Source organism: Streptomyces galbus, assembly GCF_005280195.1.
GTDB lineage: Bacteria > Actinomycetota > Actinomycetes > Streptomycetales > Streptomycetaceae > Streptomyces > Streptomyces galbus.
This window is the reverse complement of sequence record NZ_SZPR01000012.1, coordinates 415,567-429,032: the sequence shown is the minus strand read 5'-3', so window position 1 is coordinate 429,032 and position 13,466 is coordinate 415,567. Positions and strand designations below refer to the sequence as shown.

16 protein-coding genes are annotated in these 13,466 nt (G+C 73.4%); 5 read left to right on the top strand and 11 right to left on the bottom strand.

The window, feature by feature from the left end; translation table 11 throughout:
* Nucleotides 1–63: 63 nt before the first annotated feature.
* Together E4U92_RS14925 and E4U92_RS14920 are read left to right on the top strand one after the other, a co-directional pair.
* Nucleotides 64–921: an AAA family ATPase gene (locus E4U92_RS14925; RefSeq protein WP_137301122.1), complete on the top strand. Its 858-nt coding sequence runs from the start codon at nucleotides 64–66 to the stop codon at nucleotides 919–921.
* Entirely contained in the window at nucleotides 918–2,276 is a 1,359-nt protein-coding gene (locus E4U92_RS14920) for a vWA domain-containing protein (protein ID WP_137300854.1), read from the top strand. Before E4U92_RS14925 ends, E4U92_RS14920 begins: the two co-directional genes overlap by 4 nt.
* Nucleotides 2,277–2,385: 109 nt before the next feature.
* Here the strand turns inward: E4U92_RS14920 and E4U92_RS14915 are convergent, their stop codons facing one another.
* Entirely contained in the window at nucleotides 2,386–2,748 is a 363-nt protein-coding gene (locus E4U92_RS14915; RefSeq protein WP_067233038.1) for a cupin domain-containing protein, read from the bottom strand.
* Nucleotides 2,749–3,035: 287 nt separating this feature from the next.
* On the opposite strand from E4U92_RS14915, the gene E4U92_RS14910 reads away from it, so the two are divergent.
* Nucleotides 3,036–3,854, top strand: a complete 819-nt coding sequence (locus tag E4U92_RS14910) for an SAM-dependent methyltransferase (protein WP_137300853.1) — start codon at nucleotides 3,036–3,038, stop codon at nucleotides 3,852–3,854.
* Nucleotides 3,855–3,920: 66 nt separating this feature from the next.
* Here E4U92_RS14910 and E4U92_RS14905 read toward each other — a convergent pair whose 3' ends face one another.
* Nucleotides 3,921–4,835 (bottom strand): helix-turn-helix domain-containing protein, encoded by a 915-nt coding sequence (locus tag E4U92_RS14905; RefSeq protein WP_137300852.1) that lies wholly within the window; start codon nucleotides 4,833–4,835, stop codon nucleotides 3,921–3,923.
* A 138-nt stretch (nucleotides 4,836–4,973) separates the two neighbouring features.
* On the bottom strand, nucleotides 4,974–5,195 hold the full coding sequence (locus E4U92_RS14900; RefSeq protein WP_067233545.1) for a DUF397 domain-containing protein: 222 nt from the start codon (nucleotides 5,193–5,195) through the stop codon (nucleotides 4,974–4,976).
* A 138-nt stretch (nucleotides 5,196–5,333) separates the two neighbouring features.
* On the opposite strand from E4U92_RS14900, the gene E4U92_RS14895 reads away from it, so the two are divergent.
* Both E4U92_RS14895 and E4U92_RS14890 read left to right on the top strand, forming a co-directional pair.
* Nucleotides 5,334–5,786: an ATP-binding protein gene (locus tag E4U92_RS14895; protein WP_137300851.1), complete on the top strand. Its 453-nt coding sequence runs from the start codon at nucleotides 5,334–5,336 to the stop codon at nucleotides 5,784–5,786.
* Nucleotide 5,787: 1 nt separating this feature from the next.
* Complete coding sequence (locus E4U92_RS14890) at nucleotides 5,788–6,282, top strand: hypothetical protein (protein WP_229862045.1); 495 nt, start codon at nucleotides 5,788–5,790, stop codon at nucleotides 6,280–6,282.
* 180 nt (nucleotides 6,283–6,462) lie between these two features.
* Here E4U92_RS14890 and argG read toward each other — a convergent pair whose 3' ends face one another.
* The 8 genes from argG to E4U92_RS14850 all read right to left on the bottom strand — a co-directional run bounded on the left by argG (nucleotide 6,463) and on the right by E4U92_RS14850 (nucleotide 13,426).
* Nucleotides 6,463–7,917 (bottom strand): argininosuccinate synthase, encoded by a 1,455-nt coding sequence (argG, locus tag E4U92_RS14885; RefSeq protein WP_137300850.1) that lies wholly within the window; start codon nucleotides 7,915–7,917, stop codon nucleotides 6,463–6,465.
* A 172-nt stretch (nucleotides 7,918–8,089) separates the two neighbouring features.
* Nucleotides 8,090–8,446, bottom strand: a complete 357-nt coding sequence (locus E4U92_RS14880) for a TcmI family type II polyketide cyclase (RefSeq protein WP_137300849.1) — start codon at nucleotides 8,444–8,446, stop codon at nucleotides 8,090–8,092.
* Between the two features lie 11 nt (nucleotides 8,447–8,457).
* Nucleotides 8,458–8,937 (bottom strand): SRPBCC family protein, encoded by a 480-nt coding sequence (locus E4U92_RS14875; RefSeq protein ID WP_137300848.1) that lies wholly within the window; start codon nucleotides 8,935–8,937, stop codon nucleotides 8,458–8,460.
* Nucleotide 8,938: 1 nt separating this feature from the next.
* Nucleotides 8,939–9,208 (bottom strand): acyl carrier protein, encoded by a 270-nt coding sequence (locus tag E4U92_RS14870; protein WP_067233049.1) that lies wholly within the window; start codon nucleotides 9,206–9,208, stop codon nucleotides 8,939–8,941.
* A 30-nt stretch (nucleotides 9,209–9,238) separates the two neighbouring features.
* Nucleotides 9,239–10,492, bottom strand: coding sequence for a ketosynthase chain-length factor (locus E4U92_RS14865; protein ID WP_137300847.1), 1,254 nt, complete (start codon nucleotides 10,490–10,492; stop codon nucleotides 9,239–9,241).
* A 4-nt stretch (nucleotides 10,493–10,496) separates the two neighbouring features.
* Nucleotides 10,497–11,762, bottom strand: a complete 1,266-nt coding sequence (locus E4U92_RS14860) for a beta-ketoacyl-[acyl-carrier-protein] synthase family protein (protein ID WP_137300846.1) — start codon at nucleotides 11,760–11,762, stop codon at nucleotides 10,497–10,499.
* On the bottom strand, nucleotides 11,759–12,211 hold the full coding sequence (locus E4U92_RS14855; protein WP_137300845.1) for a cupin domain-containing protein: 453 nt from the start codon (nucleotides 12,209–12,211) through the stop codon (nucleotides 11,759–11,761). The genes E4U92_RS14860 and E4U92_RS14855 overlap by 4 nt, the downstream gene beginning before the upstream one ends.
* 72 nt (nucleotides 12,212–12,283) lie before the next feature.
* Nucleotides 12,284–13,426 (bottom strand): SchA/CurD-like domain-containing protein, encoded by a 1,143-nt coding sequence (locus E4U92_RS14850; RefSeq protein WP_137301120.1) that lies wholly within the window; start codon nucleotides 13,424–13,426, stop codon nucleotides 12,284–12,286.
* Nucleotides 13,427–13,466 lie beyond the last annotated feature (40 nt).

The following is a 13,466-nucleotide window of genomic DNA, read 5'->3' as shown; positions in this document are numbered from 1 at the left end:
TAGGTGCCTGGCCGCACCACCGAGCACACCCGTACGACCCACCGCACCCGCCGGGAGGCCCCGTTGTTCACGTCCGTCGACGACGTCTCCGCCCGTCTCGCCGAGACCGGCTATCTGGCCTCCCCCGCCGTGGCCACCACCGTGTTCCTCGCCGACCGGCTCGGCAAGCCGCTCCTCGTCGAGGGCCCGGCGGGGGTCGGCAAGACGGAGCTGGCCAAGGCCGTCGCCCAGGTCGCGGGGGCCCGGCTCGTGCGCCTGCAGTGCTACGAGGGCGTGGACGAGTCCCGCGCGCTGTACGAGTGGAACCACGCCAAGCAGCTGCTGCGGATCAGCGCGGGCCGCGACGAGACCTGGGACGAGACGCGCACCGACATCTTCAGCGAGGAGTTCCTGCTCCCCCGCCCGCTGCTCACGGCGATCCGCGGCGACGACCCGAAGGTCCTGCTGATCGACGAGACCGACAAGGCCGACGTCGAGGTGGAGGGCCTGCTCCTGGAGGTGCTCAGCGACTTCCAGGTGACGGTCCCCGAGCTGGGCACGATCACCGCGGCCCGGCGCCCCTTCGTGGTGCTCACCTCGAACGCGAGCCGGGAGCTGTCCGAGGCGTTGCGGCGCCGCTGCCTGTTCCTGCACATCGGCTTCCCCGACGAGGAACTGGAGCGGCGGATCGTACGGCTGAAGGTGCCCGGCGTCGACGAGGCACTGGCCGCGTCCGTGGTGCGGGTGGTCGGCGCGCTGCGGGCCATGGACCTGCGCAAGGCGCCGTCGGTCGCCGAGACCGTCGACTGGGCGCGCACGCTGCTGGCGCTGGGCGCGGACACGCTGGACGAGACGGTCGTGCGGGACAGCCTCGGCGTGATCCTCAAGCACCAGGAGGACGTCCTGAAGGCGTCGGCCAAGCTGGACCTGGACGCGCTGTGACCGCGACCGCGGACCTGGCGGCGCGGCTGACGGACTTCGTCGCCGCGCTGCGGACGCACGGGGTGCGGATCGGCACCGGCGAGACGGTGGACGCCGCCCGGGCCGTGGCGGTGCTGGGGCTGGCCGACCGGGCGGTGCTGCGCGAGGGGCTGGCCGCGACCCTGCTGCACGAGACGGGTCAGCGGCAGGTGTTCGACGCGGTCTTCGACCTGTACTTCCCGCACGCCGTGGGCGGCCCGGTGACGGAGGCCGCCGGCCGGGAGGAGCTGCGCGACCGGCTCGCCGACGCGCTCACGGCGGACGACCGGGCGATGCTGGCCCGGCTGGCCGTCGAGGCGGTGGACGGGCTCGGCGGCTACGGGAGTGCGCCCGGGTCGGACGGCTGGTCGTCGTACCAGACGCTGGACCGGCTGCGCCCCCAGACCCTGTTGGCCAGGGTGCGGGACGAGCTGCGGGCGCGGGGCGCCGGCACGGGGTTCACCGACCGGCTGCTGGAGGACGAGATCCGGCGCCGCATCGAGGCCTTCCGCGCGCTGGTGGCCGTGGAGGCGCGGCGGCGGGTGGCGGAGCGGCGGGGCCCGGAGGAGATCGCCCGCCGGGCCGTGGCGCCCACCGCGGACCGGGTCGACTTCCTGTACGCGGGCAAGGACCGGCTGGCCGAACTGCGCCGCACCGTGCAGCCGTTGGCCCGCAAGCTCGCCACCCGGCTGGCCGCACGGCGGCGGCGGGCCGCCCGGGGCGCCGTCGACCTGCGCCGCACCCTGCGCGGCTCCCTGTCCACCGGGGGCGTGCCCATGCGGCCGGTGCTGCGCCGGCGCCGGCCGGGCCGTCCCGAACTGGTGCTGCTGTGCGACGTGTCGGGCTCGGTGTCCGGGTTCTCCGACTTCACGATGCTGCTGGTGCAGGCGCTGCACGACCAGTTCACCAAGGTGCGCGTGTTCGCGTTCGTCAACCGAGTCGACGAGGTGACCGGGCTGCTCGTGCACGGCGCCGCCGACCCCGGGGGGTTGAGCGCCCGCATCCACACCGAGGCCGCCGTCGCCGCCTGGCACGGCAGCAGCGACTACGGCGTGGCGCTCGGCGAGTTCGCCGAGCGCCACGCCAGGACGCTCACCCCCCGCACCACCGTGTTCGTCCTGGGCGACGCCCGGACCAACCGCAGCGACCCGAACCTGCCCGCCGTCCGCGAGATCGCCCGTCGCTGCCGCCGCGTCCACTGGCTGAACCCGGAGCCGCGCGCCCAGTGGGGCACCGGGGACTCGGCGGCGCTCGCCTACGCCGACCTGGTCCCCATGCACGAGTGCCGCACCGCCCGCCAGCTCGGCACCCTCGTCGAGCGCCTCCTGCCGGTCTGACCCGCCGGGCAGGCGCCGGGCACGCCGCGGGGCGGGAGAGGGTGTGCCCTCCCCCGCCCCGGTCGGTCGGGGTGGTGCGCCACGGCCGTGGCGCCCTGGCGCCCTGGGGTCAGTCCCCGGCCTTCGCGTAGTCCCGGGCCATGGCGCCGGCGAAGTCGTACACCACGACCTGCTCGTCCCCGACGACCCAGGCGTCGTGGCCGGGCGTGCAGACGAACACGTCGCCGGGGCCGACCTCGCTCTCGCCGCCGTCGTCCATGTGCAGGTGCATGCGTCCCTGGACGACGTAGCCGTTGTGGTGGACCTGGCAGGTCTCGGTGCCCGCGATGGGCGCCACGGACTCCGACCAGCGCCAGCCGGGCTCGAAGGTGGCCACGGCGAAGTCCAGCCCGCTCAGGTGGACGGCTTCGAGGTGACCGCGGGGGAAATCGCGCCGCTCGTCCGGCTTGTCGAGCGTCTTCACTTCCAGCATGACGCTCCTCCCTTCCGGCCGTGCCTCACGGCCGGGGCCGGTCTCCCCGGCGGCCCTGGACGTCACCGATGGGGGACCGCACCCCATCCCCTCATCGTCCGCCCGTCCCGGTCCGGCCGCCATTCGACGGCCCGGGACGGGCGGACGGTCGCCGGAGGGCGGGTGGAGCGGGGCGCGGGGCAGGTGGCGGGAGGATGGCACGTCATCTGCCTGGTGCCGCCAAGTCCCGCTTCCCTACGATGTATTGTCGGTCCCGCCGGTCCGCGGCGCGGTGTCTGGGGGAAGAGATGCAGCCTGGAGAGCAACTGTCCACGAAGATCGACGCGTCGGTTCCCACGGCCGCGCGCATGTACGACTACTACCTGGGCGGCAAGGACAACTACGCCGCCGACCGCGCGGCCGTCGAGGAGCTGGACAAGGTCGTCCCCAGCACCCGCGCCCTCGCGCTGAACAACCGCCGCTTCCTCCAGCGGGTCGTGCGCACGCTGACCCAGGAGTACGGCATCCGGCAGTTCCTGGACCACGGGTCCGGCCTGCCCACCCAGGACAACATCCACCAGGTCGCCCAGCGCATCGACCCGGGCGTCCACGTGGTCTACGTCGACAACGACCCGATGGTCATGGTCCACGGCCGGGCCCTGCTGGAGCAGGACGAGCGGACCACGGTCATACACGCCGACCTGCGCGACACCGACGCGATCTTCGGCCACGAGGACACCCGGCGCCTGATCGACTTCGACCGGCCGGTGGCCGTGCTGTTCAACTCGGTGTTCCACTGCATCCCGGACAGCGAGACCGACGGCCCGCCGGCCGTGGTCCGCCGCGTCGTCGAGCGACTCGCGCCGGGCAGCTGCCTGGTGATGTGCCAGCTGGTCAGCGCCGACCCGGCGGTCCGGGAGTTCGTCACCGACTTCATGGACAAGGCGACCCAGGGCCACTGGGGCCGGGTGCGGGAGGAGAAGGACGTCGAGGCCTGGTTCGACGGGCTCGACATCCTCGAACCGGGACTGGTCGAGGTCTCCACGTGGCGCCCGGACAGTGAGGTGTCCCCCCGCCAACTCACGCAGGAGTGGATCGAGTTCGGCGGCGTCGGCCGCCTGGGGTGACGCGGTCCGGGGGCGCTGCCGTGCGGCGCCCCCGCCCCGCCTCGTGACGGCCGGCCGGCGGCGCTCCTACGCGTAGCGCTGCTTCATGGTGTCGCGCAGCCGGTCCAGGGACTCCCGCGGGTTGAGCGCCTCGTCGGCCAGCCGGTCGAGGACGACCCGGTACTCCTCGGTCTCGTCCCGGTCCTCCAGGAAGGTCGCGCTGCGGATCTGCTCCAGGTACACCACGTCGGGCAGGTCGGAGCCGCCGAAGCGCAGGTAGGTCACGGGGATCACCGGCGCGGAGGCGTGCGTCACGTCCAACGGGACGATCTGCAGGGTGACGTGGGGCTTCTGCGCCATGGTCACCAGGTGCTCGAGCTGTTCGCGCATGACCTCGCGGCCGCCCAGCACGCGCAGCAGCACCGACTCGTCGACGACCGCCCAGAGCTGCGGGGCGTCCGGGCGCTCCAGGAGTTCGCGGCGGCGCATGCGCAGCTCCACGCGCCGCTCGACCTCCCGGGCCGGCGCGGCGGGCAGACCGCGCTCGACGACGGCGCGGGCGTAGGCGGAGGTCTGGAGCAGGCCCGGCACGTACTGGATCTCGAAGGTACGGATCGCGGTGGCCGCCTCCTGGAGTCCGACCAGCCGGTCGAACCACTCGGGCATCAGCCGTTTGTCGTAGCGCTGCCACCAGCCGGGCTCGTTGGCCCGCCGCAGGAGCTGCAGGATCAGCGACGTCTCGTGCTCACCGGTGCCGTACAGCCCGAGCAGGGCGCGCACGTCGGTCTCGGTCGGGGGCTTGCGGCCCTTGCCCGCCTCGATGCGCGACAGCTTCGCGGGGCTGAAGCCCAACTGCCGCACGGCGTGGTCCTGGGAGTAGCCGGCGTCCTCGCGGATGCCGGCGAGCTGCACGCCGACCAGCATCTTCAGCAGGGTCGGGGCCGGTTCGGGCCGGCTCAGATACGGTTCGAGACGGGAGACCCTAGGCTTCTCGACAGACATCCTGACTCCCGCTGGTCCGGCAGACGACACCCGCATTATCGCATCCGGCCGCCGTCCACCGCACGGGGTACGGAAGCTGAAACCGCCTCAGTTCGCCCCGCTGGGTGGCCTCTTGGGCTGTACGGCCGAACCGCGAGGTCACACCAGGTGGTCGAACTCACCGTCCTTGGCGCCCGCCAGGAACGCGGCGACCTCGGCCGGCGTGTAGACCAGGGCGGGGCCCTCGGGATCGCGCGAGTTGCGCAGCGCGACGCCGCCGCCGTCCAGCGCGGCCACCTCGACGCAGTTGCCCTCGGCGGCGCTGTGGGTGCTCTTGATCCAGCGGACGCCCAGCGAGCTCGCCCGCACTCCGTTCCGTATCGACGCCACGGCACTCTCCTCGTTCTTGCGTGCGCAATTTCCCGTGAAATTGCACGAGGCCATCCTCAGCGTGGATAATAGCCGTGCCGTCAACCGCCGTTCCGGCGCCCCGTCCTGACGTCGCTTCAGGGAGATGCCGTGTCATCACCTGCACAGTTCCGGAGTCGAGAGTCCGTGCACGACTCGGCCCGAACAGCCACCTTCCGCATCACCGGCAGCCGGGAGGGGTTCGCCGAAGCGCGCGCGTTCACCCACCGCATGCTGGACCGGTGGGAGGTGGCCCAGTGTGCCGACGACGCGGTCACGGTCGTCACCGAGCTCGCCGCCAACGCGGTGCTGCACGCCGGTCCCGACGTGCCGGGCTGCGCGGACGTACGGCTGCGGCTGACCCTGCGCCGGGCCCACCTGGTCTGCGCGGTCAGCGACCAGTGCGACACCCCGCCGGTGTACCCGACCCCCGGGGAGTCGCTGCTGGAGCACGGCCGGGGGCTGCACATCGTGGAGGCCCTGTCGGCGCACTGGGGCTGGACCCGCCGCGCGCCCCTGGGCAAGACCGTCTGGGCGATGCTGCCGACGCGAGCGCAGGCCTGACATGACCACGGTGAAGAGAACCCTCGACGACCTGGCCCTGGTGCCGTGGCCCGAGATCAAGGACTGCGCGGGACCGGCCTCGGGGATCCCCTCCCTGCTCACCACCCTTGCCCGGGGCGACGAACCGGCCGCCACCTCGGCGCTCGCCCAGCTCCGCGACCGCGTCTGCCGCTACGGCTTCGTCGTCGACCAGGCCACGGCTCCGACGGTGCCCTTCCTGTGGGACCTGGTCCAGTTGCCCCACCTCGGCTGCCGGGCCCGCATCCTGCGCCTGCTGGACGAGATCGCCCACGCCCGCCAGTGGGAGACCACGGCCGCGACCTACCCCAAGCTGCTGCACTACCCGGAGGACTACGTCGGCTGGGAGCGCGCGGCCCGCGAGGCGGTGCGCGCCGGACGTGCTGTTCTCGACGCCCTCCTCGCCGACCCCACCACCGCCGCGGACCCGGACCTCGCCCGGGCCGCCACGGACCTCGCCACGACCCTGTCCGACTGAAGGCCGGGTTCCGCCGCTCCGGCCCCGGGGACCCGGCCACCGCTCGACGGCCCCTCCCCCGCCGTCGCCGCCCGACGTGGCCCCCGCGGCGCCGGCAGGCACGCCGTGCGCGAGCCGGAGGGCCGGCTCGGCGGGTGTCCCGTCGAGCCGGCCCTCCGGTGGTGGACCGGGCGGAGCCCGTCAGTCCGTGCCGGACTCCATCGCCGCGCGGTCGAGCAGCGCGTCCTCCTCGGAGACCTCGCCCCGCGAGGCGATGGCCTCGGCGCCGCCCTCGGGCAGCTCGGGCATGGTGCCGATGAGCCCGGTCGCGGCGGCCTGGGAGGCCCCGATGGTCGGGGTGGCGGTGCCGATCAGGCCGAGGCCGACGTACTGCTCCAGCTTGGCGCGGGAGTCGGCGATGTCCAGGTTGCGCATGGTGAGCTGGCCGATCCGGTCGACCGGGCCGAACGCGGAGTCCTCGGTGCGCTCCATGGACAGCTTGTCGGGGTGGTAGCTGAACGCCGGGCCGGTGGTGTCGAGGAGCGAGTAGTCCTCGCCGCGCCGCAGCCGCAGGGTGACCTCGCCGGTGATCGCCGAGCCGACCCAGCGCTGCAGCGACTCGCGGATCATCAGCGCCTGCGGGTCCAGCCAGCGGCCCTCGTACATCAGGCGGCCCAGGCGCCGGCCCTCGGTGTGGTACTGGGCGAGCGTGTCCTCGTTGTGGATCGCGTTGACCAAGCGCTCGTAGGCCGCGTGCAGCAGGGCCATGCCGGGGGCCTCGTAGATGCCGCGGCTCTTGGCCTCGATGATGCGGTTCTCGATCTGGTCGGACATGCCCAGGCCGTGGCGGCCGCCGATGGCGTTGGCCTCCATCACCAGGTCGACGGCGGAGGCGAACTCCTTGCCGTTGATCGTGACGGGGCGGCCCTGGTCGAAGCCGATCGTCACGTCCTCGGTGGGGACCTCGACGGCCGGGTCCCAGAACCGGACGCCCATGATCGGCTCGACCGTCTCGACGCCGGTGTCCAGGTGCTCCAGGGTCTTGGCCTCGTGGGTGGCGCCCCAGATGTTGGCGTCGGTGGAGTAGGCCTTCTCCGTGCTGGCGCGGTAGGGGAGGTCGTGGGCGAGGAGCCACTCCGACATCTCCTTGCGGCCGCCGAGCTCGGTCACGAAGTCCGCGTCCAGCCAGGGCTTGTAGATCCGCAGGTTGGGGTTGGCGAGCAGGCCGTAGCGGTAGAACCGCTCGATGTCGTTGCCCTTGTACGTCGAGCCGTCGCCCCAGATCTGGACGTCGTCCTCGAGCATCGCGCGCACCAGCAGCGTGCCGGTGACGGCGCGGCCCAGCGGCGTGGTGTTGAAGTACGCGCGCCCGCCGGAGCGGATGTGGAACGCGCCGCAGGTGAGCGCGGCCAGGCCCTCCTCGACCAGTGCGGCGCGGCAGTCGACCAGGCGGGCGATCTCCGCGCCGTAGGTCTCCGCGCGGCCGGGCACCGAGGCGATGTCGGGCTCGTCGTACTGGCCGATGTCGGCGGTGTAGGTGCAGGGGACGGCGCCCTTTTCGCGCATCCACGCGACCGCGACCGAGGTGTCGAGGCCGCCCGAGAAGGCGATGCCGACGCGCTCGCCGACGGGGAGGGAGGTGAGGACCTTGGACATAGGAAGAGTATGCACCCTGTCGCATGGTCATGCAAAGCGGGCTGCACGGGCCCGTGCCGTCCGGGTGCTCGGACGCCCTCCCGCCTCGTCCCGCCGCGCCCGCCGGACACACACGCGCACGGGGCCCGGCCCGACGGCCGTGCCCCGTGCGTCTGCGGTGGGCGTGTGCGGGTCAGCCGGACACCGCGGCGTCACCGGACACCGCGGCGTCGCTCTCCCAGCGGTAGAAGCACTGCGCCATGGCGTCCTTCGGGCCCCGCCAGGTCGCCGGGTCGTAGGCGGACACGAACGGCGTCAGCCGCTCGCTGACCTCGCGGAACTCGGGGTGGTCGGCGAGGCGGGCGATGGCCGGACCCGGGTCGTTCTCGCTCTCGATGAGGTGCAGGTACACATCACCGAACTGGAAGAGGCTGCGCCGGGTGACGCCCACCAGGTGGGGCAGGTCACCGCTGTCGGACTCGGCGAAGACCCGTGCGATGTCGTCGGCCGCGCCGGGCTTCATCCGGGCGACGATCAGGGTGTGGTGCATCGGTGTGCCCTTCACTCGCTCAGTACGCCGGCGGGACGCCGCTCGCCCGCGGCCTGCTCGATGCGGTCGCGGATGAGGGCGAGCTGGGTGCGGGAGTTGCGGTTGATCATCTCCTCCATGCCGGCGTCGTCCACCGGGGCCTCGGGCTTCATCGAGAAGTCCTGGACCCAGCGCATCCGCGTGCCGGCCGGGGTCTCCTCGTACTCCCAGTGGATCCGCATGAACGCGAACGGCCCGGTCTCCACGCGGTGGGCGTCGACCTTGCGGGCCGCGCGGTCGGCGGTGCGCTCGGACACCCAGCTCCACACCCGGCCCTGCTCGTCCGGGTGCATGGTGAGCCGGAAGGTGGTGCGGTCGCCCTCGCGGTCGAGGATCTCGACCGAGGCGTACTCGCTGAAGAGCTGCGGCCAGTTCTCGATGTCGTTGGTCATGTCCCAGACGAGATCGAAGGGCGCGTCGATGACGATCTCGTTGTCGGTGTGCGCGGGCATCTCAGACTCCTGTCGTCAGCGCGCTGTTGATGAGCGCGAGGAACTCCGCGGGCGACTTGCAGCGCTCGGCGTCCGGCGGCATCGACAGGCCGTAGCGCTTCTCCAGCTCGGCGACGATGCCGAGCAGGCCCAGCGAGTCCAGGCCGAAGGTGTCGAAGCCGGCGTCGGCCTGCCGGGCGAACTGGTCGGGGTCGACGGAGACGCCGGCGGTGCGCTTCATCAGCGCGGCCAGGTCCTCCAGGGTGACCTCGTAGGAGACTTGGTCGGTCATGGGGTGCGCTCCTTCGGTGGTGCGGATCGGTTACTGGTGCGGGCCCTGGGCGCCGCCCTTGCGCAGGACGAGCGCCGCGTTGCAGCCCATGAGCCCCCGGCTGAGGACCAGGGCCGTGCGGGCCTCCACGGCACGGGCGGAGCCGGTCACCAGGTCCAGGTCGTGGCGGGGGTCGGTCACGTGCGGCGTGGGCGGGATCAGCCCGTGCTGCAGGCCGAGCACCGCGGCCGTCACGTCCAGCACCGGCGCGGCGCAGTAGGCGCGGCCGGTGCCCGTCTTCGGGGCGGTGACGGGGACGCGCCGGGCGTGCGGCCCGAGGGCGTCGGAGAGCGCCCCCGCCTCGGCCCGGTCGGCCTCGGGCACGCCGAGGGCGTCGGCGTAGACCACGTCGACGTCCTCGGGGCGGCAGTCGGCCTCGCGCAGCGCGATGTCGATGGCGTGGGCGAGCCCGTCGCGGGACTCGGCCCAGCGGGAGGCGCCGGTGAACGTCGCACCGTGTCCGGCGACGGTGGCCCGGACCTCGGCCCCGCGGGCGCGTGCCGCGCGCTCCTCCTCCAGCACCAGCACCGCGCCGCCCTCGGCGGGGGTGAAGCCGCATGCCTCGTCGGTGAAGGGGAGGTAGGCGCGGTCGGGCCGGGTGGCCCGGCTCAGCTCGGGGTAGCCGAGCTGGCAGACGATCGAGTACGGCGCGAGGGGTGCCTCGGCCGCGCCGACGACCACCGTGTCGGTGCCGTGCCGCACGGTCCGCGCGGCCTGTGCGAGGGCGTCGAGTCCGCCGGCCTCGTCGCTGGCCACCACCCCGCACGGCCCCTTGAAGCCGTGCCGGATGGAGATCTGGCCGGTGCTGGCCGCGTAGAACCAGGCGATCGACTGGTAGGGGCCGACGTACTTGGACCCCTGCCCCCACAGGTTCTGCAGTTCGCGCTGGCCGAACTCGCCGCCGCCGGAGCCGGCGGCCGTGACCACGCCCACCGAGTACGGCGAGTCGAAGTCGGCGTCCGCGAGCAGGGCGTCCTCCAGGGCCAGCCGGGCGGCGGCCATCGCGAAGTGGGTGAACCGGTCGGTCTGCACGAGGAAGGTCTCCTCGACCAGCGCCGCCGGGTCGAAGCCGCGCACCTGGCCGGCGACGCGCAGCGCGTAGCCCTCGCAGCCGCCGCGGTCCAGGGCGGCGAGGCTGCTGCCGCCGCTCACGGTGGTCTTCCAGAACACCTCGGTCCCGATGCCGTGCGGGGTCACCGCGCCGATGCCGGTGACGACCGCCCTCCGGGGTTCTCGTCCGCTCATCGCCTCACGCCTTCCGCTCGGGGCCGGTCAGGACGACCGCCGACTGGAACCCGCCGAACCCGCTGCCCACGGACAGCACACCGCGCAGCCGGCGTTCGCGTGCCTCGCGCGGGACGTAGTCGAGGTCGCACTCGGGGTCGGGGGTCTCGTAGTTGGCCGTGGGCGGCACCACCTGGTGCGTCAGCGCCAGGACGCACGCGACCAGTTCGATGGAGCCGATCGCGCCGAGCGAGTGGCCCACCATCGACTTGATGGAGCTCATCGGCGTCGCGTACGCGTGCTGGCCCAGGGCGCGCTTGACGGCCGCGGTCTCATGGCGGTCGTTCTGCTTGGTGCCCGAGCCGTGCGCGTTGACGTAGTCGATGACCGTGGGGTCGAGGCGGGCCTCGTCCAGGGCGGTCTCGATGGCCCGCGCCATCTCCAGGCCGTCCTTGGTCAGCCCGGTCATGTGGTGGGCGTTGCCGAAGGTGGCGTAGCCGGCGACCTCGCAGAGGATCCGGGCCCCGCGGGCGCGGGCGTGTTCCAGTTCCTCCAGGACGAGGACGGCGGCGCCCTCGCCCATGACGAACCCGTCGCGGTGGGCGTCGAACGGGCGCGACGCGTGGGCCGGGTCGTCGTTGTTCGGCGAGGTGGCCTTGATCGCGTCGAAGCAGGCCATGGTGATCGGGGAGATCGGCGAGTCCGACGCGCCGGCTATGCACACGTCGACCCGGCCGTCGGCGACCGCCTGGTGGGCGTAGCCGACCGCGTCCAGGCCCGAGGTGCAGCCGGTGGAGACGGTCTGCACGGGCCCGTGGGCGCCGAACTCCTCGGCCACGGCGGAGGCCAGGGTGCTGGGCGAGAAGGCCCGCTCCAGGGCCGGGCCCGCCTTGCGCGCGTCGACGTCCCAGCGCGCGCCGCGCTCGCTGACCAGGACGTAGTCCTGCTCCAGCCGGGTGGTGCCGCCGACCGCCGTGCCGAGGCTGACGCCCGTGCGCCAGGGGTCCTCGCGCGCCATGTCCAGCCCGGCGTGCTGCACCGCCTCGCGCGCGGCGACCAGCGCGAACTGCACGTAGCGGTCGCAGCGTTCGACGGTCGTCGGGTCCAGTCCGTGCGCCGCCGGGTCGAAGTCGCACTCGGCGGCGATCTGCGAGCGCAGCCCGGCCGGGTCGAACAGGGAGATGCGTCGCGTCGCCGTGCGCCCGTGGGACAGCAGGTCCCAGAACCGGGTCACGCCCGTGCCGCCGGGGGCGACGACGCCTATGCCGGTGACCGCGACCCGCCGGCTCATGAGACCGCCTCGGACGCGAGGCCCTCGGCCGTGACGTCGCGCGGGCCCTCCTCGGTGTCGACGTGCCCGAGGTCGGGGCGGGGCGCCAGCGGGCCCAGGTGGAAGACGAGCCGGGCGTCGCGGTCGCCGACGTTGCGGAACCGGTGCCGGACGTCCTTGGGGATGAGCAGGCCCTGCTCGGCGCGCAGGGGCTGCGGCTCGCCGTCGAGGTCCACCTCGAAGGCGCCCTCGATGACGTAGACGAACTCCTCGGAGTACGGGTGGTAGTGCTCGGCGATGCTCTCGCCCGGCCGGACGATGGCGACGCCCATGAAGCCGCTCGTCGAACCCACCGTGGAGGGCGTGAGCAGGGCGCGCACGTCCCCGCCGCGGCGGCGGTTGGGTGCGATGGAGCTTAGGTCGACGATGCCGGTGCCGATGCCGGTGCCTGCCTGCTGCTGTGGTGTCATGTCGGTCACTCCGGAGACGGTCGCTGGTGGGGACGGTGGGGACAGGAGGGTGGTCCGGTGTCCGGCGGTGGGTCAGGAGGCCGGGGCCCGGCGGTCGGTGAGCGGCTGCATCCGGGCGTGGGCGAGCAGCCGCCGCAGCGCCCGTTCGTCCGTCGGGGGGCCGTCCAGCCCGAGGGCGGCCGCGTCGAGCAGGCGCCCGGCCTCGGCGGCCGACGCGGCGTCCGGCAGCGCCAGGACCGGCCCGGGGGCGTCCTCCGGGTCGCCGTTCACGTCGACCAGGCGTACGACGATGTCGTCCCGGTGGAAGACGGTGGCCGCCAGGACGGGGCCGTCCGGGTGGGCGGCGACGGCTTCGTCCTGCCGGGACAGCAGCCGGGCCAGCTCCTCCCCGCGGCCGGGGACGGCCGGGAGGAACAGCGCGCACCGCCGGACGTCGGTGCCCTCGGCACGCCCGGAGGCCGTGTGGTGCACGGCGGGCAGGGCGGCGCGGGTGAAGAACACCCGGGCGGACTTCGGGTCGGTGAGGTCCCGTTCCTGTTCCAGGTACGGGTCGATCGCCTGCTCCACGGCCCGCACCTCGGGCTGGCGGGAGACGTGCCGCAGGGCGTCCTGGAGGTCGCCGCGCACCTCGACCGCCCGCACCACGCGGTTGCCGTGCAGGAACAGCGAGGTGCGCAGCAGCCGTGTGGTGTCGTTGACGACCGGCTGCGGTGAGGCGTAGCCGGAGAGGATCTCGGCGACCTTGGACTCGCTGCCGGGGGTGACGGTGAACGTCAGGGCGTGCCGGACGACGTTGTCACCGGTGCGGGGCGCGGACTGCAGCGCGACGGCCCCGGGGGCCGGGGCGGTGTCCGTGCCGCCGGTCTCGCGCAGGATCGTGTAGCGCAGCGAGCGGGTGTCGCGCACGCAGTCGGCCAGCGGCTCGACCATGTCGATGTGCTCCTCGCTGTTGACCCAGGCGAGGAAGGGCGGTGCGCTCTCCCACTCGCTGGTCAGCAGCCACTGGGTGGGGTTCTCCAGGGACTGGCACAGCTGGTCGCTCAGGTGGCCCGGCACGGCGGCGACCCGGTGACGCATCCGCTCGTAGGCGTCCAGGAACTGCTGCTGGGCTCCGTCGTGGACGTCCAGCATGAGCAGGACCCGCACGCGGGACCCGTCGAAGGCGGTGCTGGACACACCGCCCGGGACCGTCGGCGGATCGGGGGAGACCGTCATCCGGCACACCTCTTCCTTGTGGTCTTCCACGTGGCTTCCT

Coding starts and splice junctions, on each gene's coding strand:
- E4U92_RS14915 (WP_067233038.1), bottom strand. CDS start 2,748: ATGCTGGAAGTGAAGACGCTCGACAAGCCGGACGAGCGGCGCGATTTC.
- E4U92_RS14910 (WP_137300853.1), top strand. CDS start 3,036: ATGCAGCCTGGAGAGCAACTGTCCACGAAGATCGACGCGTCGGTTCCC.
- E4U92_RS14905 (WP_137300852.1), bottom strand. CDS start 4,835: ATGTCTGTCGAGAAGCCTAGGGTCTCCCGTCTCGAACCGTATCTGAGC.
- E4U92_RS14890 (WP_229862045.1), top strand. CDS start 5,788: ATGACCACGGTGAAGAGAACCCTCGACGACCTGGCCCTGGTGCCGTGG.
- argG (WP_137300850.1), bottom strand. CDS start 7,917: ATGTCCAAGGTCCTCACCTCCCTCCCCGTCGGCGAGCGCGTCGGCATC.
- E4U92_RS14880 (WP_137300849.1), bottom strand. CDS start 8,446: ATGCACCACACCCTGATCGTCGCCCGGATGAAGCCCGGCGCGGCCGAC.
- E4U92_RS14875 (WP_137300848.1), bottom strand. CDS start 8,937: ATGCCCGCGCACACCGACAACGAGATCGTCATCGACGCGCCCTTCGAT.
- E4U92_RS14870 (WP_067233049.1), bottom strand. CDS start 9,208: ATGACCGACCAAGTCTCCTACGAGGTCACCCTGGAGGACCTGGCCGCG.
- E4U92_RS14865 (WP_137300847.1), bottom strand. CDS start 10,492: ATGAGCGGACGAGAACCCCGGAGGGCGGTCGTCACCGGCATCGGCGCG.
- E4U92_RS14860 (WP_137300846.1), bottom strand. CDS start 11,762: ATGAGCCGGCGGGTCGCGGTCACCGGCATAGGCGTCGTCGCCCCCGGC.
- E4U92_RS14855 (WP_137300845.1), bottom strand. CDS start 12,211: ATGACACCACAGCAGCAGGCAGGCACCGGCATCGGCACCGGCATCGTC.
- E4U92_RS14850 (WP_137301120.1), bottom strand. CDS start 13,426: ATGACGGTCTCCCCCGATCCGCCGACGGTCCCGGGCGGTGTGTCCAGC.